The following is a 22,431-nucleotide window of genomic DNA, read 5'->3' on the forward strand; positions in this document are numbered from 1 at the left end:
AGGTTTAAGTAAATAAATTTAAATTACAGCTTCATTACCATTTATCTCGATAGTCAAATGATATTTTATACCAATATTTATCTGTTTCAATTTTATTTTTAAAACATGATTCAAGTGTTGGCACCCATTCTTTTTTTACATCGAACGCACCATTATTAATATTATCTTCAATAGTAAGCCCTAATTTTTCTATTACTGAACCATCATCTCCCAGATCTCCAGAATATTCCTCACCAATAAACTCTGCCGTTTTTTTATCAAACCACGCAATATTTAACTTTAACCCCATAATTCACCTCATAAATAACTTTTCATAATTATAATACACTCACTCTTTTTATTCTCTGCTATTCCTGTAGAGACATGAATTTAAAAACGTTTTCACTTTCTCAAGCAATTGCCACATATACTGACAGCCATGATTTCGTGTCACCGTTTCATGTAAGGATTGCCACAGACGCTCAATTTTATTCAGCCAGGGTGAATAAACAGGTAAAAACAACAGATTAAATTTAGGATGACAAGCCAGCCAATCTCTGACCCGTCGGCTTTTATGGATACTGTAATTATCCAAAATCAAAGTGAGGGTTTCAGCATGACAATACTGGCGTTCAAGTTCTTCCAATACATTGATAAATAAATGAGAATTCTTATTTAACCCGTCAGCATAAGTCACTTTTCCCGTTTGAACATTCAGGCAACCTGCAAAATAATGTTTTTGGTTTTTTCCTGGTGTCACTATACGTTTCTGTTGCCCTTTTAAATACCAGTCAGCCCCGATTTTTGGATTCAGCTCGATGTCGACTTCATCTTCATAAAAAACGGGATGTTTTTCTGAACACGTTGACAATGCCTCGGTAATTTTCGCCATTTTTTCATGGTACTCGGGATCGGGTAATTTAAGCGTCGGGGCTGCCCTTCGCCACACGATACCCATTTTATGTAAGTAACGATAGAAGGTACTGATGGATAATTTTATGTTTAATAATTCATTGATTTTAATTATAAAAAACTCAAGACTCCAGCGAGAACGCAGGCAACCCAATTGCTGGGGAGAATATTGCAATAAAAAAGACAGTAAAGGATAAAGCGGGATTAAATTCCAGACAGCGGGTCTGCCCACAGGCAGGCTTTTGAGTCCTTCCAGACCATATAAAGTCAACCAGTTTATCCAGCGATAGACAGAAGAACGACTGGCGCAAAGGGTTTTGGCGACCAGAGAGACAGACTCGCCTCGATGCAGCATCAATATGGCCATGAGCCTGCGAGCATAATCTTTATCTCGGGTGTTCTGGATAATTTTTTTCATCTGGCGTCGTTCATTGCGGGGTATAGGTGCTATGATAGGCATAACTCAGTCCGTTTAGTGGTTTGGGATTATCTACAATTGATCAGATTGCAAAAATTGGACTGAGTTCCCTCCAAGTGTTCTACTATTTTGAAAAGTTATTTATATAAACACAGACAATTAAGGTAGAAAAAAATTGATCTCAAACAATAATGATTATCATTATTTATATAAAATAAACACCAATTAAGATTAATAATACTCGTTACTAACTCAGTATAGAATGGAAGACTGAAAAGAATATGTGAATGAAGTTACTATAAATTCGACATATTAAATTAATATTAGGAAAGAGAATAAGCGCACCATAAATAGCGCGCTTTAAGGAGGTGTTTACTGCTATTCTACAAAATTGTCGATCATTATCATCGATAGCAAATCATTTACATTAAAATTTATGACTTATTTACCGCCGCAAATGTTTCAGCAATACGTGCAACATTACGATGGTTGACGCCCGCCATACAGACTCGGCCATTACCGACCAGATAAACAGCAAATTCTTGGCGCAAGCGATCCACCTGTTTCTGGCTAAAACCGGTATAGCTGAACATCCCGCGCTGTTTCAGAAAATACTCAAAGTTTTTCTCTGGTAATGCCGTTTTCAGAGCATCCACCAGCACCGTGCGCATTTCCAAAATACGCAAGCGCATATGCTCAACTTCTGTTAACCATTGTGCCTTCAAAGCAGGATCAGTCAGTACTTTCGCCACAACCTGTGCACCAAAACTCGGTGGGCTAGAGTAAACGCGACGCACACCTGCTTTCAACTGCCCCAATACCCGTTCTTTGGTCTGCTCATCATCACAAATAACAGACAAGCCACCCACTCGCTCACCATACATAGAAAATATCTTGGAGAAAGAGTTGCTCACCAGACAAGGCAAACCGGCTGTCGCCATAGCACGAATGGCATAAGCATCTTTTTCCATCCCATCCGCAAGCCCCTGATAAGCAATATCAAGGAATGGCAGGAGCTCTCTCTCTTTAACAATTTGAACAACTTGATCCCATTGATCATAGGTCAGATCCGATCCGGTTGGGTTATGGCAACAAGGGTGCATCACAATAATGCTTTTTGCCGGCAGTTTCCTGAATGTTTCCAGCATTTCACTGAATTTTACCCCTTTGGTCTGTGTATCAAAATAAGGGTAATAGTTCACCTTAATACCTGCCCCCGCAAAAATAGCTGCGTGGTTTTCCCAAGTTGGATCACTGCACCACACTTCTGAATCAGGGAAATAACGATGCAAAAAGTCAGCACCAATTTTAAGAGCGCCAGAACCACCTAATGATTGAATCGTTGCCACCACCCGCTGTTTCAACACCGGATGATCTTTACCAAATAACAGTTCCTGAACCGCAAGACGATAGGATTCCAATCCCTCCATTGGCAGATAAAGAGAAGCAGTCTGTGACAACGCTCTAAGTTGTTCTTCTGCGGTAGCCACTGCCTGCAATTGCGGAGTCACTCCCTGCTCATCGTAATAAAGCCCGATGCTCAGATTAATTTTTTCCGCACGAGGATCTTTTTTAAATTCTTCAGCCAGCGAAAGAATCGGATCACCAGCATAAGCATCAACATTCTGGAACATCAGGCTCTACTCCTTATCAGTTAGTTAATAAACAATATAACTTACAACATTATTCGTCCAAGTATTCCATCACCACTCTGGAAGTGAGTTTAGTCACCAGCTCATAAGTAATGATACCAGTGTGCTTAGCAACCCGTTCCACTGGCAGTACATCTCCCCAGAGCACCACTTCATCACCCACTTTATCTGTCGCCTCTGGCCCCAAATCAACAGAGATCATATCCATTGAAACACGGCCAGCAATCGGCACTTCACGACCATTAATATGTATTGGCGTTCCTGAAGGCGCACTCCGCGGATAACCATCACCATAACCGATAGCTACAACCCCAAGATAAGTATCACGTTCACTGACCCAGATCCCACCATAGCCAACCGATTCGCCAGCTTTATGCTTACGAACAGCAATTAAGCTCGATTTTAGAGTCATCGCTGGGATCAGGTTAAAATCCACGGCCGTTTTATCAGATAATGGCGATACACCATACATCATCAGCCCGGGACGAACCCAATCTTGATGGACTTCCGGCCACAACAGGATACCTCCCGATGCATCAATAGATTTTTCTCCCGGTTTGTCAGCACAGAAAGCCTGAAAACAGGCTATCTGCTGGCAAGTGGTGTCTACCGTTGGTTCATCAGCCCGGCCAAAATGGCTGACAATATTGACAGGCTGCTGTACATTTTTACAACGACTCAGCCGTTGATAAAATTCTTCCGCATCTTCCGGCCTTACACCTAAGCGATGCATCCCGCTATCCAATTTCATCCATACTTTTACCGGATGAGATAACTTAGCTTGTTCTAGAGCTTGCAACTGTTCAACACTGTGAACCACAGTTTCAATATGGTTAGCAACCAGTACTAGCAGGTCAGCCGCATCAAAGCATCCTTCCAGTAACAGAATCGGTTTGACGATACCACCATGACGCAACGTCAATGCTTCACCAATTCGCGCGACACCGAAACAATCGGCATCGTCCAGCGTATGTGCTGTCTCCAGTAAACCGTGGCCATAAGCGTTTGCTTTCACAACTGCAATCAAATTGCTTTTAGGAGCAATCTCCCTTACCCGTTGCAAGTTATGTCGCAGCGCGCGGCGGTCAATAACTGCGGTTGCCGCTTTCATTCTATTCCTTAAATTTATTGATTCTTTGGTCGTTAATACTTATTCGTCGTCATAACTTGGCCCGGCATAGTTATCAAACCGCGACCACTGACCATTAAACGTTAGGCGAACTGTACCGATTGGACCGTTACGCTGCTTACCAAGAATGATTTCAGCCACACCTTTCATGTCGCTATTCTCATGGTAAACCTCGTCACGATAGATAAACATAATGAGGTCGGCATCCTGCTCAATTGAGCCGGATTCACGTAAGTCAGAGTTAACCGGGCGCTTATCTGCCCGTTGTTCAAGGCTACGGTTGAGCTGAGAAAGTGCAACCACCGGCACTTGAAGCTCTTTAGCCAAGGCTTTTAGTGAACGGGAAATCTCTGCAATTTCCAAAGTACGATTATCGGATAAGGCCGGAACCCGCATTAATTGCAAGTAGTCGATCATGATCAGGCTCAATCCACCATTTTCGCGGAAGACGCGCCGAGCCCGGGAACGGACTTCGGTAGGTGTCAGGCCAGACGAATCATCAATATACATATTGCGTTTTTCCAGCAATATCCCCATCGTACTGGAGATCCGCGCCCAATCTTCATCATCAAGCTGACCGGTACGGATACGGGTTTGATCCACCCGTGAAAGGGATGCCAGCATACGCATCATGATCTGGTTGCCGGGCATCTCAAGACTAAAAATCAAAACCGGCTTATCCTGCATCATGGCTGCGTTTTCACACAGGTTCATAGCAAAAGTGGTTTTACCCATAGAAGGGCGAGCAGCCACAATGATCAAATCTGATTTTTGTAAGCCTGCGGTTTTCTTATCCAGATCCTGATATCCGGTTGAAACACCGGTTACACCATCATGAGGGCGCTGATAGAGTTGCTCAATCCGCTCGACGGTTTCTTCAAGGATCTGCTCTATTCCTTTCGGCCCTTCATCTTTACTGGCTCGATTTTCAGCGATCTGGAACACGCGAGATTCGGCCAGATCCAACAATTCTTCGCTGCTCCTGCCTTGAGGATCATAGCCCGCATCTGCAATTTCGTTTGCAACAGCGATCATCTCGCGGACAACAGCACGTTCGCGGACAATATCCGCATAAGCATTAATGTTAGCTGCACTTGGCGTATTTTTGGACAATTCAGCCAGATAAGCAAAACCCCCTACATTATTCAGCTCCCCACTCTGCTCAAGAGATTCCGATAATGTAATCAGGTCGATGGGGTTGCCCATCTCCAGCAACCGCTGCATTTCAGCAAAAATGCGCCGATGTGGACGACTGAAAAAATCATTGCTAGTAACACGTTCGGAAACATTATCCCACCGTTCGTTGTCTAGCATTAAACCGCCCAACACAGACTGCTCCGCTTCCAAAGAGTGTGGCGGAAGTTTCAGCCCTTCCATTTGGCGATCTTTCGGTTCAGCCATTTTGTTGTGAGTTGATTTTTTTCCCGCCATGAATCCCGCAATAATCCACTGATAAATCTGCAACAGCGCACGAGTATACGCTATGAAGTGCCTTGAGTAATTACATATAGTTTGTAATTATTTCTAACACACTAAAGCCTGTTCACAATGAGTTCAACTACTACGTGCACACATTTCCCTTACATTGATGAGGTTGAGTCATGGCAAAACATATCGAATTTTCCTCTATTGGCGGCCCCGAGGTCCTGCAATATTGTGAATTCACACCCAGAGCTCCTGCTGACAACGAAGTCCAAGTAGAAAATAGAGCGATTGGAATCAATTACATCGACACTTATATTCGTAGCGGGCTATACCCACCAGCACAATTACCCAGCGGCTTGGGCACTGAGGCCGCAGGCATAGTCACCAAAGTGGGTTCTGCCGTCACTACCATAAAAGTGGGTGACCGTGTAGTTTATGCACAATCAACTTTAGGCGCTTACAGTGAAGTACATAATGTTGCGGAAAGCAAAGTCGCTGTTCTGCCAGATACCATCTCCTTCGAACAAGCGGCTGCTTCTTTTCTGAAAGGGCTGACGGTCTATTATCTTCTACGCCGTACCTACAAGATCCAGTCGGGCGAACCCTTTTTGTTTCATGCCGCCGCTGGTGGCGTTGGGCTAATTGCCTGCCAATGGGCAAAAGCTTTGGGTGCAAAACTGATTGGCACAGTCGGCTCTGAAGAGAAAGTACAACGCGCTAAAGATGCTGGTGCATGGCAGGTTATTAACTATAACTGTGAAAATATTGTCGAACGAATTTATGAAATCACCAACGGTGAAAAAGTCGGTGTAGTTTATGATTCTGTTGGTAAATCGACCTGGCTGCACTCGCTGGATTGCCTGAAACGCCACGGGTTGATGGTGAGCTTTGGCAATGCATCCGGGCCAGTTACCGGTGTCGATTTAGGGATTTTAAATCAGAAAGGTTCACTGTTTGTTACCCGCCCTTCTATCGCCGGCTATATTTCAACGCGCGAAGAGTTGGATGAGGCAAGCAAAGAATTATTTGATCTGATTGCCAGCGGCAAAATTAATGTGGACGTACCAGAAAATCAGAAGTTCTCGCTAAGTGAAGCAATAAGGGCACATCAGATTCTGGAAAGTCGGACAACGCAAGGATCAAGTTTACTGATCCCTTAACGGTAAGATGAGCGGGTTATTCACTAAGCCAGCAAGTCTAATATACCCGTTATCTTTCAAGTTGCCTTTTGTGGCTGCACTCACTCACCCCGGTCACATAATTATCTATGTTCCCGGGGATTCGCCCCCTTGCCGCCGCGATCCATCTTGAAATCCATAGGGTATAGGAGATAGACAAAGCAATACTCCTATTGGTAGGGGTATCATACCTCATGCAGATAAGTAACGATAAGATTGAGGCGCTGTTATCCCTTGGCCAAGCATATTTAAAGGCAAAGGCTTATCGTATTTTTTAACATTACCAATACTAATTGCGACAGCCTTTTCTCTTCCCTCAAAATAACTATCAAAAAAATCCTTCGTTGTACCTGCAAATTTATGAGTCATTTCCCATACAACGGAAGGAGAGTTAGAAATGATCTCTTTAATTTCAAACTCACCGACAATCATTCCTATCGGCATAGTTGCATATATAACAACAGATTGAACTTGATTATTCTTAAAAGCAATTTTCCTAAATTCAAATTTCTTTGAACCATCAAGTATTCTATCAACATATTCAGGCTTAATTGATAATAAAACTTTCATTAACTTCACTCAGTTTGATGATTTTATTAAATTGATCATCGGTTAATTTCATCATACCCCAATAATCACTACTGTTTAAACCAACTTCATTAATGAGTCTATCACGAATAATTCTTTTGGGTAAAGCCATATTATAAGTAAATCTTATTATGTACGGGTACTTTCTTATTTTATATTTTTCAATTAATTCATCTTCACTAAAGACACTAAATTTACTACAATAATCAATATAGCTTTCTAACGTTGAGAACTCATTAATACACCTGACTTCTTCAACAACGCAAAGTGAACTAATCACAGATCTATACCGTGCTGGCCCTTGCTTATCAGCCGTTCTATATATAACAATAATATCCCCTCTTTTCATATGAAGAACATCTTTCATTGCACATATATATATTTTATGAATACTATTAGTGTGTGAAACATCCTGAACAATATCAGGTGACTCAGTTAAAAGCCGAGAGTCAGGAAAAAGGCGTGTATGAAATTCTGGATATATTGATAATAAGTATTTATTTTTTGTTTTATGAACTATCAACGGATAATCAAGAAAAATATCACCATTTGTCAATGTTAAGTCTCTAACATATACAAACTCTATACCCAAGAAACTTCAAGATGCAGTTTTTAGCACCTGAAAATGGTCGTTAATTCTAGACATCAGCGAGTCCGCTATATCCGGTAGCGTTGTGGTGAAAAATTTGAAGACGTTGTCTCGAAATTCATGTTTATCAGCGAAATAACGGTTATTTCGAACCTGTTCATTCATGACCTTCCATAATCGCTCTATTGGGTTTAAATTTGGGCTATAGGGAGGAAGGTAATGTAACTCAATATTGCTAACATAAGCCCACTCCTTAACAAGATGAGCTTTGTTGTAACCCGCTCCATCCACAATAAGGTGAATTTTTTGATGATAGTCAGGATAAGACTTCCTTATTTCATTGAAAAAACAGCAAATGTTGTAGTCATTGATGGTCTGATATTCCTGGAACACGGTACGACCAATGGCATTCAGGTTGAGCGCGCCCAATATATTCAGGCGAGTCCGGCTTCCTGTTGTTTTGACTGTTTTTTTCTCGCCTTTCCGCATCCAGCCATAACCGAGTTTGGTACCTTGAGTCGGGTGAACAGCGTCAAGAAAAAGGATGGGTTCGTCTTTCGCTGTGACTTTAAGATTCTCATAATATTCAATAAATTGTCGCTGTTTTTCTGCGTCGAATTTATGAGGGACGCCACCCGGTTTTTTATAAGAAAAACCCTGACGGTGTAGCCATTTATTCATGCCGGGAATGCTAAAGGTAATATTCCAGAGCTGAGCAACATAGGCCACGATTTCATGGGTGTGATGGAAAAGATGTTGAGATAAGTGATTGATTAAAAAGTCAGTTTGTTCTCGGGAAAGCAAACTATCAGACCCCCCATTATCAGATTGAAGTTTCCCCTGATTGAGGTAATCACTGATATGGCGGTCAACGGTGGTCTGATGGAGTCGCAATGCCTGGGCTATCATCACAGAACTCCACCCTTCAGAAGCCAGAAGGATAGCTTTTATTCTGTCTCGTACCTGACCATCACGAGTGGTGTCATGAAGACGTTCAAGTTTGATTTTTTGTTCTGATGTAATAAATATTTTCATAGCGAGGATAATGATCTCCATTTCGGATAAAATCAAGCATCTTCAATGATTACGGGTATATACCATTATCTGTACGCTTTTCGCCATGCTTATAGAAACCATATTTTTCAAATAAGCGAATAAGGTAATCATGTTTTTCAAAAACAGTCACATAGATATTATCAACTTCCATCACTATTGCTGTATCGAATACCTTCTTTATAAAACGCTGTCCACGTAATGTCCCTTTTGATTCAAATTTAAATGTACCTATTTTAAGATGAGTATTACCAGGTAAAGGAGGATCAACATCTGAAACATTATTCTCAAGTTTTAAATAAAGAAACCCTTCTATTTTACCAGTAGTATCATACAATACATAAGCTGATTCATTATTTCTAGCTTTCTTATTTAACCAATCTGGAAATTCAATATAACTTTCTTTTAATGAGTCGAAAAAAGCGTCATTATGATTGAAATAGCTGAATTTTTCATATCTTAAACTATCCATAAACATCTAGCCTCCACAAGGGTAATTTTTCGTTCTGGTGTAACAGCCTAGTGGTTTTACTAACACCAGTGCTCTTATGTTTGTATTCCAATGTTATCCAAACATAAAAGTTTTATCTTGAATAACATCTCTTCTTTACAAGCTATCATTAGTTACTTACCTTACTATTCGATATTTATTTAATATCCATTAAGAAATCACTAACTTCTGGATACCTTAGTCCTTGTCTACTGTTAATAATCATCATATATCATTATCGAAAAAATAGAAATGCCTAATGTTCATACATTCCGTTCTGGATAATACCTAACAAACTAGTTGCTATGTACTTACTATCAGCAAGAATCACGTAAACTGGGATATTATTACCCGGAACAGTTGTCCAGATTTCAATATGACAAAATTAATTTATTCGAACAGCATCACAATATTTCGCAAAGATATATGGATATCTGTTTTTGTCCGATAATGAAAAGCTAACCCGAAAAAACAGATTAAAGCACGGAAAAAAATCGCGACATCCATAAATATTTTAATGTTTAAGTCTCATGATAGACTATGCCTTCAACGGTAAGATGAGCGGATATTACATCCGCTCAGTCACCATAGCTAGTGCCTGTTCCACAACAGAAATATCTGCGCCCGGTTTGTGGGCATTCTCACTAAGATGACGACGCCACTGACGTGCCCCTGGAATCCCTTGAAAAATACCTAAAATATGGCGGGTAATATGTCCCAAATATGTTCCTTTTGATAGCTCTTGCTCTATATAAGGATAAAGTGCTTTGACCACCGCAACGGTATTAACTACCGGCATTGAAGCATCAAATAATTCATGATCAACCTGTGCCAGAATAGACGGGTTCTGATAAGCCTCACGCCCAATCATAATTCCATCCACATGTTGTAGATGCTGTTTCGCTTCTTCCAACGATTTAATACCGCCATTAATAGCAATCGTTAATTGAGGAAAATCCTTTTTCAATTGATAAACTCGTGGGTAATCCAGCGGTGGAATTTCACGGTTCTCTTTTGGACTCAAACCAGAAAGCCACGCTTTACGGGCATGCATGGTAAATATATTGCAGCCACTGTGCTGCACAACAATATCAATAAAATCACATAGGAATTGGTAACTGTCCTGTTCATCAATACCGATACGGGTTTTAACTGTCACCGGCACATTAACCACATCCTGCATGGCTTTAACGCAATCAGCGACCAGTTCAGCTTCCCCCATCAGACAAGCACCAAAACGACCGTTTTGTACCCGGTCAGAAGGGCAGCCGACGTTTAGGTTAATTTCGTCATAGCCCCGTTCCTGAGCAATCTTCGCACAATGCGCCAACGCCTGCGGATCACTGCCACCCAGTTGTAGTGCTATCGGATGTTCTTGTTCGCTGTATGCCAGATAATCGCCTTTACCATGAATAATCGCGCCGGTTGTCACCATTTCGGTATATAACAGCGTTTGCCGGCTTAATAAACGATGAAAATAACGGCAATGACGATCTGTCCAGTCCAACATTGGGGCAACGGAGAAACGGTTAAGGCTATATTTAACCGTTTCTTTGTCTTTCTCGCTGAATTTAAACGTTTTTTCAATTTCTTTACTTTGGTACATTGCTATACTTTCTAGATTATTTTGGCATTCCCAGCATCCCACAAATAGGGGGATATAACGCAGAGAATGATATTAAATTATGGCCTACTATAGCATAGAGAAACGTCTCCGTACTGATGACACTATTAGGTATCGTTGACAATTGACGTTTAAGAGGTATCGCAGGTGATTTAAATGTAGAGAATCGTACAGTTTGCTATCAGGAATATTTTGGGGAAAGCGCGGAGTACGTTTATACCCGTTATCTTTCAAGTTGCCTCTTTGTTGGCTGCGCTCTCTCACCCCGGTCACATCGTTATCTATGCTCCCGGGGATTCGCTCCCTTGCCGCCGCGATGCATCTTGAAATCCATTGGGTATACTACAGTATAATTATTTCGGCTTAAAAGGATAAACGGGACCAAGGCCCCATTTCTTTTACTGATATTGAACGTTGAAGTTAATAACCGCGCCACACGCTGCTGCATAGCGTTCCAAAGTCTTCATACTTGCGCCAAGAGGATTTTTTTCAAGCCGATTGATACCTGATGGTTTGATACCGATTTTATCTGCCAGCTCAGTCTTTGACATGCCAGAACGCTCACGCATCTCAAACAATATCTGTATCAGTTCCAATTCCTTGTCGGCTTCCTTATACGCAGCGATAGACTCCGTGTCATTCAACATCAACTCCTTCAATTCGTTCAGTGATATTGGTTTCATTTGAACTCCTTAAGCCTCGCATGGGCTGTCTTGATGGCTGCTGCCGGGGTTTTCTCAGTCTTCTTCACGAATGCATGTAGCAGATAGATATTCTGACCTCTTGCATACGCATACAGTGACCGGGCAATGTCTTTATCTTCAACCCCGTTTATCTAACATGCTACGTGGGCAAGTTCCAGGGGATCAGCGAGGCAAAAATGCTAGATTGCCTGAATCGACTAGGGCGTGACGTTCAGATTGTGATCGGGAAACCACGCCGGACACCCGGTAGCCTTAAAGTCGTTTTTTCTTAATACAACTTTCACAATAGCCCAATCTTCTGGACTATTTTTTATCTGTCGTGAAGATACTCAAGCTCAGTTCTTGTCAACAGATCTGACTAGTACCGAACCTTTTACTACCGCCCCTCTCCGTACAGTTCCTGTCCTGCTGTCGCTCAATTAAATCATTTTAAGCTGGTTGATAATAAAAGGGTTAGCCTGAAGCAACAACAACAGTTTTCTTGATGCGCCAGTGGGATAACGGCGTTGGCTTTCCCAACTTTTCACCAAGTCATAACTTACCCCGACCGCCACAGCAAAATCTTGCTGCTTCAAGCCGGTAGCTTCGCGTATTGCTTTAACATCAATTTCGGTGAAAGTATGAACATGTTCCGGTTTCGGTGTCAGCTCACCCTTCTCGATTTTCACCATTTCTTCTACACTGGCCAGCAGATCGGCAAATATTTCATCTTTCATGCGATTTCTCCGCTCTTTAGGCGTGGGAGTTACTCCCATAAATAATGCAACTAATTCAGCCTATCCGAATGTACTGAGTACATAAACCAAGTTACCTTAGCATACCAAGTACACTTTTATTAACTCAGATACCTCACTACACTTGTAACGACACTATCTACTGTTCCAGCCAGCAGATCGACAAATAATTATTAAGCAGTAATTAATCAGTGCCAATATCATCATGCCCTTCTTCAAATTCCCATTGAATATTATATTTGTCGATAAAATAAAAATATCTTATCTTGCCCATAATCTCGCAAGTTTCTTGTTTTAAAACAGAGTTTTTTTCATCCTCCTCGTTAAAGAACATAAATTCATCACGGGTAATTTCATCTATTTTATATGGCTTATATAATGGTGATGAATTTATCAATCTGACATCAGGAGAATTTTTTATATGCTCAAATACACTATCTATGTTTTGTACTCTCAGGCAAATATGCCCAATACCACCAATATCATTAACTTCTTTTATTTCAACCCTTTTTATTCCAATTGGGCTGTGATATTCCATTAACTCAATAAAAACCCTCGCTCCAGGAATTTCCAAAAATGCCATTGATACATCAACCTGTTCAGGGTTATCAATAAAACCCGCTGACTTTGCAAAACCTTTATTTTTAAAATGAGGAAAGAATTGTCTTGGTATTGCCCCAAATAGATTTTTATAAAAATCTATTGCCGCCGTCATATCATCTACAACAATATTAATATGGCCTAATCCTTTAAAGTCTATCATTATTTTCCCCATTAGTTTATATAGGATATAATCTCATCTAAAATAACAAATAATAAAACTAGATTACAGCAGATAATCAACAAATAAGATTTAAGTTTGAAACCGGATATCCCCCCAAAATCAAACAGGTCAATTTGGGGGGGCGGATTAAAAAAACTACATCTATTTATCCCCGTGGCTGTTCAGGCCAATCAATATCCATTGCCTGTGAAACATCTATCCGATTCAGAATTACCCTGTATTCTTTCCATGCCAATAAAGCTATTTTCTCTTCCTCAGTCGCAATACCTAAATCAACAGCATCTTGCAATGGTACAATTTGATTGGTTGCCTCAGCGATGAGCTGTTGTTTTTGGAGCTCAGCATATTGCCGTAATTCATCTTTCGTTGGCGGAGGAATATCTGCCCATTCCGGCAAACCGTTTTTATTTGCTACACGGTGTTTTCCTTCTGGCGCATTATTAGCAGCATACTCCTGATAAATATCATTACTGACTGCTATAATATCATCCGGCAGTGAACCAGCAGCAATATAATTTCGTTTCAATTCTACCGGATAGAAAGCATTTGTTTTCGCACTATAATAATACATAATTAATATCCTATCGCTATCCAAAAGAATGGGCTATCCCATTTGGCATTTACCCAAGAATTTAATAAATCGAAAGATGAATTATTAATTACATTTACATAGCCAACAGATGCCCCCATAAAACCCATTTTACTTTGAATAGCATTAATATTGACAGCGTAATGTGTATTGGAAAAACTAATTGGTAATTGAATACGTTCTATATAGCCAGCATCAATGACCTTAGTACGCCCCCATTGATAGATAACGCCTGTATCTCCACATCTCCACCAACCATTAATCGCTTTACTGGCACTATTCCGATTACCTTTGGCATTAACTTCATTGTCTACTTCTTCTTTTGTGTATACCCCAATATCCACGGCATCCAGATCAATATTCTCAGACAACTCCTTACCATTCACCTGCCGAATATTAGGTACTCTGCTATTAATACTTTCACTTAACAAAGTTATCATTTCTTGGACAAGCTTTTGCGTGACGGCCAACGTATTACTATCACCCAGCACATCGGTAAGTTGAATAACACCTTTTTGTGTTAATGAAGCACTTGGAATCTCTGTTACAGCTTTTTGCTCTAAAGCGATATTTAATTGAGCGGTAAGCTTATCTATATCGCCATCATCCAAAACATCATCACTACATTGTGTAGAGATAAAATTAGCCACCACCGATGATATCGTTGACGATTGACGCAAAACCTTATTTAATAAACCAATGGAAATAATATTAGGGGGAATTCCCGTATTCAATTCCTGACTTTTTTCATATTCTCCTTGAGAAACAACATTAGCATCCTGACTAACAGAAAAAGCTTTAAAGTCATTTTTATTACTCATGAGTTCTCCTTAAGGAAAAAACTTATGTTTTCATTAAATAAAACTTTGAATTAATGAAAATAAAAATATCCACTTGATCATCGTATATAATTTTCAGATCGCATTTCAATAATAGCCCTTTTTTGATAAGGAGTGATGAAATATTTTTATAACTTAGAGAAATTAATTATTTTCTTATAGTTGATGCCGTTAATATATCAATGCCTGAAGCCAAATTTATACCTAAGCTATTCATTTACATTCAGCATCCGAAAGTCCCTCTATTTGAACTATTCCCCAAAATTCAGGTAAGCAAATAAAATAAGCTACCATATTTTAATCTGAGTTTTGTGATGCGCCTCTCATAATAAAAAACCGCCAGTTCCAATAGGATTGATCAGCTTATAAAAACATTATTGAGGATTTATTAGCTTGAATTATTCAGAATAGGTCTATTCTTAATATGTGGACAAATTCTATTGTCAATACTTATTAAACCTACTAAGTAAGGGAAAATTATATGCCATCAAGAAGAGACGTCATAGTTGGAGGATTAAGTCTTGCTGCTGCCGGTACGCTATCCGCTGTGTCCTCAGCCAACGCTGCAACTGCTAACATAAAACTGACAGGAGCCTATAAAACAAATAGTGCAGAAAAATCCCTCGATATCATTAATCTTTATGACTTGGAAGAAGAAGCACGTAAATTGATTCCAACGCCCCAATTTGACTATATCAGCGGCGGTTCAGGTGATGAATGGACTCTACGTGAAAACACCAGAGCCTTTGACGATTTCCAAATTATTCCCCGCTATCTCGCAGGAGTAAAAGAGCCTGACACAACAACCGAATTGCTCGGCAGTAACGTGGATATGCCTATTTTTATTCCTCCAATAGCCGCACATGGGCTGGCTCATACTACCGCTGAATTGGGAACAGCGAGAGGCGCTGCCTCTGCCGGTACCCTGTTTACTGCACAAACTCTGTCTAATTCATCTCTTGAAGAGATAGCAAAAGTGAGTAACGGACCCAAATGGTTTCAAATTTATTTAACCAAAGATATGGGTATTAACCGTGAACTGATACGCCGGGCCAAAGCGATGGGAGCAACTGCCATCGTCTTTACAGTCGATTTAGAGTGGAGTGGTAACAGAGAAGCAGATAAACGTAATAAATTTATTTTCCCACACTCACTGCCATTCCCTAATATCCCTGGCGCTCCCGTAGGAGCAACCTTATCAGAAATTACAGAGCTATTTAAACGGGATCTTAATTTCAGTGATTTGGAGTTCCTCGCCAAAGAATCGGGCCTCCCAATCATCGTGAAAGGCATTCAATCTGCCGAAAATGCTAAAGAGTGTGTTAACCACGGTGCCGCAGCGATTCAAGTTTCTAATCACGGTGGTCGGCAGTTAGATACTGTCCCGGCAGCAATTGCCTCATTACCGCACATTGTTGAAGCTGTTGGATCTAAAATTCCAGTCTATCTAGACGGAGGCATCCGCCGCGGTACCCATGTGTTTAAAGCACTCGCATTGGGTGCCAAAGCTGTCGCTATCGGTAGGCCCATTTTGTATGCGCTGGCATTAGGTGGAGCACCAGGCGTAACTTCCATTTTAAACCTACTTAAGGATGAGCTGAAACTTAGCATGAAACTGGCAGGATGTGCAGCCATTAAGGATATAGAGAGAAAATTTATTAGTTTGATTTAACCCATTAACTAATAAAGCAAATATTGGCCCCGTTTCATTTGAAACAGGTGATTTCAGGAAACGGGGTAAATTATGTTACCTTTAGAAATAATAGATACCATACTGAAAAAATCCGTTCTCTCACTTTACAGCATTATTTCCTATTATTAATTATTCGCTTCCCCTTGAAATGTTCTTCAAGGGGAAATGTTTCATATATACCCTACGGATTTCAAGATGCATCGCGACGGCAAGGGAGCGAATCCCCGGGAGCATAGCAAACTATGTGACCGGGGTGAGCGAGTTCAGCCAACAAAGAGGCAACTTGAAAGATAACGGGTATAAATATTAATGGAGTACACGAGACGCTGACAGCTCAGTAATATCAAATTCATAACTTTGTTGTTCTTCCATGTTACTGCGTAAAACATCTTCTACTAATGCAGAAAAACCTGTCATCATCTGCCTTTCCATAATAATGCCTTTTGGTTCAGGCCACGGCAAACTAGCAATTGGCCAGTCACAATGTGACTTATAATAATTAAATTGTTCCAGCCGCTCTTTAGACCGATCAAAATCATTACTCCAGTAAGCATTGCCTAGCCGAAAGTTTGTATAAAACTCATCAAAACTACCGAAGATTTCATAAATATAATCAGCGGTTTTCAGCATATTTTTCCATGCCATTTCTTCACTGATATAACCGGCACAAAAACAGTTGCGACTTAAAACGATTGCAAGCCATAAATCAAATCCCCACACTAATGCAGGAGGGCGCTTATTAATAGGTTTGGCACATTTATGAATATAGTCGGGTGTTACTTCAACTAATTTGGCAAGCACTTTAAACATTTTCCCATCACTAAGAGCAGCATCAATAGCAAAATGTTTTGAATGTACCCCCTCCCACAAACCCGTTAGCATTTTCATATACCCTTCTTCATCAATAATTCCCCAGTCGCTGTATAATTGGGATTGATGTTCCTGAGTCGGAGATAATGGCAGCAGACAGTAACGATAGCTATCATGGGCAACCCGTGACTGTAGAGGATAATGCTCTAGAGTTTCACTCCAAAAACCTAGCCAATAGTCACCAACAATATTGAGTCGTAATACCTGACGCTTATCTTCGGGTAAAAGAGATAAACCTGCTTGTTGATAATAACGCCGTTGTTCCCATTCAGGACGCTTAACAATGCGATAAATAATAACCAAGAGTAACATTACGCCAAATAATGCTACACCACCTACTTGTGCCAGAAGTAAATAGTCCGTATCAGGGACAGATACATTACCTATTATAAATAAAACAATTGCTACAGATAATACAATACCCATACATACCGCAATTACAAATAAAATATTAATCAACGCATATAATGCACTTAGAAAAGGTAACTTTCTTTTTTCAGAGATAATATGCTTCATTACCTGATAGCCTTTAACGGGGAACTGTCTATAATGAGGCTGATTTTGTAAAAGCTCTTTCATCACAAATGCTTCCTTTCCGAAAATTATCTGTCATATACGATAATTCTTGTCTGTATTATCATAAACTTCAAGAAAACATTATTTTTGCTACTGAGTACCAATTTAGCCAAATTAACTCCATCAGGGGACAATCACAATGAACTTTTCTGGATAATATTTTCTATTGAAGAAACATGATAACATCACAATATTATCATCGTACTGGTTGTAAGAGGCGCAATGAAATTGATTAATCAAAAAAAATTACTGGAACAGGCCGAAGTTATTTGCCAGGCTCGTGGAGTCCGCTTTACTCCTCAGCGGCTTGAAGTTTTGCGTCTCATTTCAGAGCAGCCAGGGGCAATCAGTGCTTATGATTTACTGGATTTGCTACGGGAAGCAGAACCACAGGCTAAACCGCCGACCATATACCGGGCACTGGAATTTCTGTTGGAACAGGGGTTTATTCATAAAATAGAATCCACCAACAGTTATGTCCTATGTCACCATATTGAACAGCCAAGCCACACTTCAGCAATGTTTATTTGTGATCGTTGTGGTTCTGTTACCGAGCGAGATGGTGGAACCATTGAATCCGCCATCCAACAGTTAGCAAAAACAGCCGGGTTCAGTTTACGCCATACAGTCATCGAAGCGCATGGCTTATGTTCACCTTGTGAAGAGATAGAATCCTGTATTAAACGAGATGAATGCCAGCATGACCACAGAATTGAAGGAAGTAAAAAGAAATAGATAGCAAGTAAATACTTACTTTTGGTGCAGAGCCAGACTGAAATAAACAACCGCAGAATCACGTTTAAGATAATCACAACGATAAATTCAACAACATGATTCTGCCGTAATATTGCAATTCTTTAACCATTCCAAAAACAACAATTTGATATTTTACTATCAGGACCAGTTGCCGTTACGAATCACCCCAACCGCCAATCCTTCAATTGTCAGGCCCTGTTCACGCAAATCCACCTCAATTGGCTTAAATTCGGGGTTTTCTGCCAACAATTCAACTTTATTTCCGGTCTGTTTAAAACGTTTTACCGTCACTTCATCTTCAATGCGAGCAACAATAATCTGCCCATTACGAACATTTTGTGTTTTATGCACAGCCAGCAGATCACCATCCATAATCCCAACATCTTTCATAGACATTCCGCTGACCCGCAGCAGGAAATCTGCACTTGGCTTAAACAATGCAGGATCAACCTGATAATGACTTTCAATATGCTCCTGTGCCAACAGTGGTTCACCTGCGGCGACACGACCAATTAACGGTAAACCAGATTCTTCCAACAGCAAACGGATACCCCTAGATGCCCCAGCAACAATCTCTATCACCCCTTTACGAGCCAATGCTTTTAAATGCTCTTCAGCCGCGTTAGGTGAACGAAAGCCAAGACGGGCTGCAATTTCAGCACGCGTTGGCGGCATACCTGTTTGCGAAATATGGTCACGCACCAAGTCATAAACTTGCTGCTGCCTTGCGGTAAGTGCTTTCATTTCGTCCCCTGTTTGTTTATACAGTCAATATGTAAGTATATACAGCTAAATAACGATTGGGAACCTACTAAGGCAGAAAATCAGCCTATTATAATATAATACCTAATTATTAAACCAAATTAGGCCATAAAATAGTGCCAAAGGATGGTTCCCCAGACAATTAATGACAACATCATCGTCAGAAAGACCGCCGCCGATCCCATATCTTTCGCGCGACCGGACAATTCATGGAACTCACTGCCAATACGATCAACAATTGCTTCAATAGCACTATTCAGGATTTCCATAATCAACACCAGCATCACTGAACCAATCAGTAAAATGCGTTCAATAGCGCCGATATCCAGATAAAATGCAACCATCATAGCCAATATCGCTAAAATTATTTCCTGACGGAAAGCCGCTTCATTTTGCCATGTCGCCCTAATACCCTTCACTGAATATACGATTGCTTTAATGATACGGGCTAAGCCCTTGGATTGATTCGCCATAAATTATTCACACCAAATATGAGGTTATTTGACACTTTCCACTCTTATTATTGTCTTAACGCAACAGATCTCAACCCCCGTTTCTGATATGCTGGCAACGTGTTGCTAACAAGAGGCTTCAAGATATTTATGTCAAGTTGGCGTAAAATATATTATAAATTATTGAATTTACCACTAAAAATACTGGTAAAGAGCAAACTTATCCCTACAGATCCGATCACTGAATTGCGGCTCGATACGACACGCCCGATTCTGTACGTGCTACCGTATCACTCTAAAGCAGACTTACTGGCATTACGTCAGCAATGTCTTGAGCAGGATCTGCCGGACCCATTAAATTTACTGGAGATCGGTGACACTGAACTTCCCAGTTATGTATTTATCGATAATGGCCCACGTGTATTCCGCTATTGCGCACCAAAGCAAGAATCCGTAAAAATTTTCCATGCTTATCTGGATCTACATCGCAATAATCCCAATCTGGATATTCAACTGCTGCCAGTTTCTGTCATGTTCGGCCGTTCCCCCGGACGCGAAGGGCAGAACGCTCCACATTTACGGCTACTCAATGGTATCCAAAAATTCTTTGCCATTCTCTGGCTAGGCCGAGATAGTTTCGTGCGCTTTTCAAACACAGTATCTCTGCGCTATATGGCAACTGAGCATGGCACTGACAAGACTATTGCCCATAAACTGGCTCGTGTGGCACGAATGCACTATTCACGTCAACGCCTAGCCGCCGTCGGACCACGCCTGCCGGTTCGTCAGGAGCTGTTTAACAAGTTGCTGGCTTCAAAAGCAATAGAAAAGGCAGTCTCTGATGAGGCCCGTACCAAGAAAATCTCACATGAGAAAGCCCGACAGAATGCCATTAACATGATGGAAGAGATTGCGGCGAATTTCTCTTATGAAACGGTACGACTGTCAGGCCGTGTACTGGGTTGGACCTGGAACCGCCTGTATCAAGGGATCAATGTTCACAATGCTGAACGCATCCGCCGTTTGGCACAGGATGGCCACGAACTGGTTTATGCGCCCTGCCACCGTAGCCACATGGATTATTTACTGCTCTCTTATGTGCTCTACCATCAAGGCTTGGTACCGCCCCATATCGCCGCGGGCATCAACCTGAATTTTTGGCCAGCAGGGCCAATATTCCGCCGCCTTGGTGCATTTTTCATCCGCCGCACGTTTAAGGGTAATAAACTCTACGCCACGATATTCCGGGAATATCTAGGTGAATTATTTGCCCGAGGTTATTCTGTTGAATACTTTATGGAAGGCGGGCGCTCCAGGACAGGTCGTTTACTCGATCCCAAAACGGGTACTCTCTCCATGACGTTACAGGCGCTGTTGAGAGGCGAATCACGCCCAATTACCATTATTCCGATTTATATCGGCTACGAGCATGTGATGGAAGTTGCCACCTATGCCAAAGAGCTGCGTGGGGCAACCAAAGAGAAAGAGGGCTTTTTCCAGATGATACGTGGTTTGCGCAAACTTCGTAATCTGGGGCAAGGCTACGTCAACTTTGGCGAACCCATCCCGTTGATCCAATACCTTAACAACCATGTTCCTAGCTGGCGCGATTCTATTGATCCAATAGAATTCCATCGCCCCGAATGGTTCAATCCGACAGTCAATCAACTGTCTGAGAAGATTATGGTAAACATCAACAACACGGCGGCGGCTAACGCAATTAACTTGTGTTCAACGGCCCTGCTTGCATCGCGTCAGCGAGCACTCACTCGTGAGCAACTGCTTGAGCAACTGGATTGTTATATACAGCTCATGCGCAATGCGCCCTACGCTACTGATGTCACCGTACCAAAGAAAACCGCGGAGGAGTTGCTAGAACACGCTCTGCAAATGGATAAGTTCGAGGTAGACAAAGACAGTATGGGTGACATTATCATTCTGCCACGTGATCGTGCAGTTTTGATGACCTACTACCGCAACAATATTCAACATCTCTTAGTACTGCCATCACTGATTGCCTGCATCGTTATTCATCATCGCCGTATCAGCCGCGAAGCGCTGTTAAGCCAGGTCGCAATCATTTATCCACTCCTTAAAGCCGAGCTGTTTATGCGTTATAGCAAAACAGAGCTGCCAGAAGTGGTTAATACGCTGATCAACGAACTGACTCGCCAGTGCCTTATCTGCAACAAGGAGCATGGCATGCTGGTGCTGAATCCAGCACGTATCCGCCCCCTGCAATTGCTGGCAGCCGGCATCCGTGAAACACTGCAACGTTATGCCATCACACTCTCTTTACTGAACGCCAACCCAGTAATCAGCCGGGGAGTGCTGGAAAAAGAGAGTCGGATGTTAGCGCAACGTTTGTCGGTATTGCATGGTATCAACGCACCTGAATTCTTTGATAAGGCGGTATTTACTACGTCGGTCAATACACTGCGTGAAGAAGGTTATATCAGTGACAGTGGTAATGCGATTACAGCAAATACCCAAGAGCTGTATCAGGTATTAGGTGAACTAATGTCACCTGAGATTCGTCTTACTATCGAGAGCGTCAGTTTGCCACCAGAGCATAACGATACCGAAGAGAGTGCCAGGGAAGGATAAGCTTCTTAAATTCTGGTGATAATGGTTG

22 protein-coding genes and 2 pseudogenes are annotated in these 22,431 nt (G+C 41.3%); 5 read left to right on the top strand and 19 right to left on the bottom strand.

Annotation, left to right across the window (positions count from 1 at the left end; all coding sequences use genetic code 11):
• Nucleotides 1-34: 34 nt before the first annotated feature.
• The 5 genes from PluTT01m_RS22315 to dnaB all read right to left on the bottom strand — a co-directional run bounded on the left by PluTT01m_RS22315 (nt 35) and on the right by dnaB (nt 5,521).
• Complete coding sequence (locus PluTT01m_RS22315; RefSeq protein WP_011148445.1) at nt 35-289, bottom strand: cloacin immunity family protein; 255 nt, start codon at nt 287-289, stop codon at nt 35-37.
• Between the two features lie 48 nt (nt 290-337).
• Nucleotides 338-1,351 (bottom strand): IS630-like element ISPlu10 family transposase, encoded by a 1,014-nt coding sequence (locus tag PluTT01m_RS22320; protein WP_011148446.1) that lies wholly within the window; start codon nt 1,349-1,351, stop codon nt 338-340.
• Between the two features lie 392 nt (nt 1,352-1,743).
• The gene (locus tag PluTT01m_RS22325) at nt 1,744-2,943 is read right to left on the bottom strand and encodes an amino acid aminotransferase (protein ID WP_011148447.1); all 1,200 of its coding nucleotides are present in this window, start codon (nt 2,941-2,943) and stop codon (nt 1,744-1,746) included.
• A 49-nt stretch (nt 2,944-2,992) separates the two neighbouring features.
• Entirely contained in the window at nt 2,993-4,072 is a 1,080-nt protein-coding gene (gene alr / locus PluTT01m_RS22330; RefSeq protein WP_011148448.1) for an alanine racemase, read from the bottom strand.
• 39 nt (nt 4,073-4,111) lie between these two features.
• Entirely contained in the window at nt 4,112-5,521 is a 1,410-nt protein-coding gene (gene dnaB, locus PluTT01m_RS22335; protein WP_011148449.1) for a replicative DNA helicase, read from the bottom strand.
• Between the two features lie 170 nt (nt 5,522-5,691).
• Between dnaB and PluTT01m_RS22340 the strand changes: the two genes are divergently transcribed.
• Nucleotides 5,692-6,675 (top strand): quinone oxidoreductase, encoded by a 984-nt coding sequence (locus PluTT01m_RS22340; protein ID WP_011148450.1) that lies wholly within the window; start codon nt 5,692-5,694, stop codon nt 6,673-6,675.
• Between the two features lie 210 nt (nt 6,676-6,885).
• On the opposite strand, the gene PluTT01m_RS22345 is transcribed toward PluTT01m_RS22340, so the two are convergent.
• The 7 genes and pseudogenes from PluTT01m_RS22345 to PluTT01m_RS27770 form a co-directional block, all read right to left on the bottom strand.
• Nucleotides 6,886-7,263: an ASCH domain-containing protein gene (locus PluTT01m_RS22345; RefSeq protein ID WP_011148451.1), complete on the bottom strand. Its 378-nt coding sequence runs from the start codon at nt 7,261-7,263 to the stop codon at nt 6,886-6,888.
• Nucleotides 7,241-7,870, bottom strand: a pseudogene (locus PluTT01m_RS22350) (N-acetyltransferase); the annotation flags it as partial. The pseudogene PluTT01m_RS22350 and the gene PluTT01m_RS22345, both read right to left, overlap by 23 nt.
• 9 nt (nt 7,871-7,879) lie before the next feature.
• On the bottom strand, nt 7,880-8,905 hold the full coding sequence (locus PluTT01m_RS22355; RefSeq protein ID WP_011148452.1) for an IS630-like element ISPlu3 family transposase: 1,026 nt from the start codon (nt 8,903-8,905) through the stop codon (nt 7,880-7,882).
• Between the two features lie 49 nt (nt 8,906-8,954).
• A complete protein-coding gene (locus PluTT01m_RS22360; RefSeq protein ID WP_011148453.1) occupies nt 8,955-9,401 on the bottom strand; it encodes a hypothetical protein in 447 nt (148 codons plus the stop codon).
• Between the two features lie 580 nt (nt 9,402-9,981).
• Complete coding sequence (dusA, locus tag PluTT01m_RS22365; RefSeq protein ID WP_011148454.1) at nt 9,982-11,019, bottom strand: tRNA dihydrouridine(20/20a) synthase DusA; 1,038 nt, start codon at nt 11,017-11,019, stop codon at nt 9,982-9,984.
• A gap of 416 nt (nt 11,020-11,435) precedes the next feature.
• Complete coding sequence (locus PluTT01m_RS22370) at nt 11,436-11,720, bottom strand: helix-turn-helix domain-containing protein (protein ID WP_011148455.1); 285 nt, start codon at nt 11,718-11,720, stop codon at nt 11,436-11,438.
• Entirely contained in the window at nt 11,717-11,872 is a 156-nt protein-coding gene (locus PluTT01m_RS27770; protein WP_082303155.1) for a type II toxin-antitoxin system RelE/ParE family toxin, read from the bottom strand. The genes PluTT01m_RS22370 and PluTT01m_RS27770 overlap by 4 nt, the downstream gene beginning before the upstream one ends.
• Here PluTT01m_RS27770 and PluTT01m_RS28120 point away from each other — a divergent pair.
• A pseudogene (locus PluTT01m_RS28120) lies at nt 11,860-12,013 on the top strand (helix-turn-helix domain-containing protein); the annotation flags it as partial. The gene PluTT01m_RS27770 and the pseudogene PluTT01m_RS28120 sit on opposite strands and share 13 nt — an antisense overlap.
• Before the next feature lie 147 nt (nt 12,014-12,160).
• On the opposite strand, the gene nadS reads toward PluTT01m_RS28120, so the two are convergent.
• The 4 genes from nadS to PluTT01m_RS22400 form a co-directional block, all read right to left on the bottom strand.
• Nucleotides 12,161-12,457 (bottom strand): NadS family protein, encoded by a 297-nt coding sequence (gene nadS / locus PluTT01m_RS22385; protein ID WP_011148457.1) that lies wholly within the window; start codon nt 12,455-12,457, stop codon nt 12,161-12,163.
• Between the two features lie 202 nt (nt 12,458-12,659).
• Entirely contained in the window at nt 12,660-13,238 is a 579-nt protein-coding gene (locus tag PluTT01m_RS22390; RefSeq protein ID WP_041380399.1) for a VOC family protein, read from the bottom strand.
• Nucleotides 13,239-13,404: 166 nt separating this feature from the next.
• Nucleotides 13,405-13,830 carry a tail fiber assembly protein gene (locus PluTT01m_RS22395; protein ID WP_041380400.1) on the bottom strand — a complete coding sequence of 142 codons (426 nt, stop codon included), beginning with the start codon at nt 13,828-13,830 and terminating at the stop codon, nt 13,405-13,407.
• A gap of 2 nt (nt 13,831-13,832) precedes the next feature.
• Nucleotides 13,833-14,669 carry a gp53-like domain-containing protein gene (locus PluTT01m_RS22400; RefSeq protein ID WP_011148460.1) on the bottom strand — a complete coding sequence of 279 codons (837 nt, stop codon included), beginning with the start codon at nt 14,667-14,669 and terminating at the stop codon, nt 13,833-13,835.
• 499 nt (nt 14,670-15,168) lie between these two features.
• On the opposite strand from PluTT01m_RS22400, the gene PluTT01m_RS22405 reads away from it, so the two are divergent.
• Nucleotides 15,169-16,359 carry a lactate oxidase gene (locus tag PluTT01m_RS22405; RefSeq protein WP_082302926.1) on the top strand — a complete coding sequence of 397 codons (1,191 nt, stop codon included), beginning with the start codon at nt 15,169-15,171 and terminating at the stop codon, nt 16,357-16,359.
• Nucleotides 16,360-16,686: 327 nt separating this feature from the next.
• Here the strand turns inward: PluTT01m_RS22405 and PluTT01m_RS22410 are convergent, their stop codons facing one another.
• The gene (locus PluTT01m_RS22410; protein ID WP_011148462.1) at nt 16,687-17,829 is read right to left on the bottom strand and encodes a DUF1266 domain-containing protein; all 1,143 of its coding nucleotides are present in this window, start codon (nt 17,827-17,829) and stop codon (nt 16,687-16,689) included.
• A 219-nt stretch (nt 17,830-18,048) separates the two neighbouring features.
• On the opposite strand from PluTT01m_RS22410, the gene zur reads away from it, so the two are divergent.
• Entirely contained in the window at nt 18,049-18,561 is a 513-nt protein-coding gene (gene zur / locus PluTT01m_RS22415) for a zinc uptake transcriptional repressor Zur (RefSeq protein ID WP_011148463.1), read from the top strand.
• A gap of 159 nt (nt 18,562-18,720) precedes the next feature.
• Here zur and lexA read toward each other — a convergent pair whose 3' ends face one another.
• The gene (lexA, locus tag PluTT01m_RS22420; RefSeq protein ID WP_011148464.1) at nt 18,721-19,326 is read right to left on the bottom strand and encodes a transcriptional repressor LexA; all 606 of its coding nucleotides are present in this window, start codon (nt 19,324-19,326) and stop codon (nt 18,721-18,723) included.
• A gap of 119 nt (nt 19,327-19,445) precedes the next feature.
• The gene (locus PluTT01m_RS22425; protein WP_011148465.1) at nt 19,446-19,817 is read right to left on the bottom strand and encodes a diacylglycerol kinase; all 372 of its coding nucleotides are present in this window, start codon (nt 19,815-19,817) and stop codon (nt 19,446-19,448) included.
• 129 nt (nt 19,818-19,946) lie between these two features.
• On the opposite strand from PluTT01m_RS22425, the gene plsB reads away from it, so the two are divergent.
• Complete coding sequence (plsB, locus tag PluTT01m_RS22430) at nt 19,947-22,403, top strand: glycerol-3-phosphate 1-O-acyltransferase PlsB (RefSeq protein ID WP_011148466.1); 2,457 nt, start codon at nt 19,947-19,949, stop codon at nt 22,401-22,403.
• Nucleotides 22,404-22,431: the final 28 nt, after the last annotated feature.

This window comes from Photorhabdus laumondii subsp. laumondii, assembly GCF_003343245.1.
GTDB lineage: Bacteria > Pseudomonadota > Gammaproteobacteria > Enterobacterales > Enterobacteriaceae > Photorhabdus > Photorhabdus laumondii.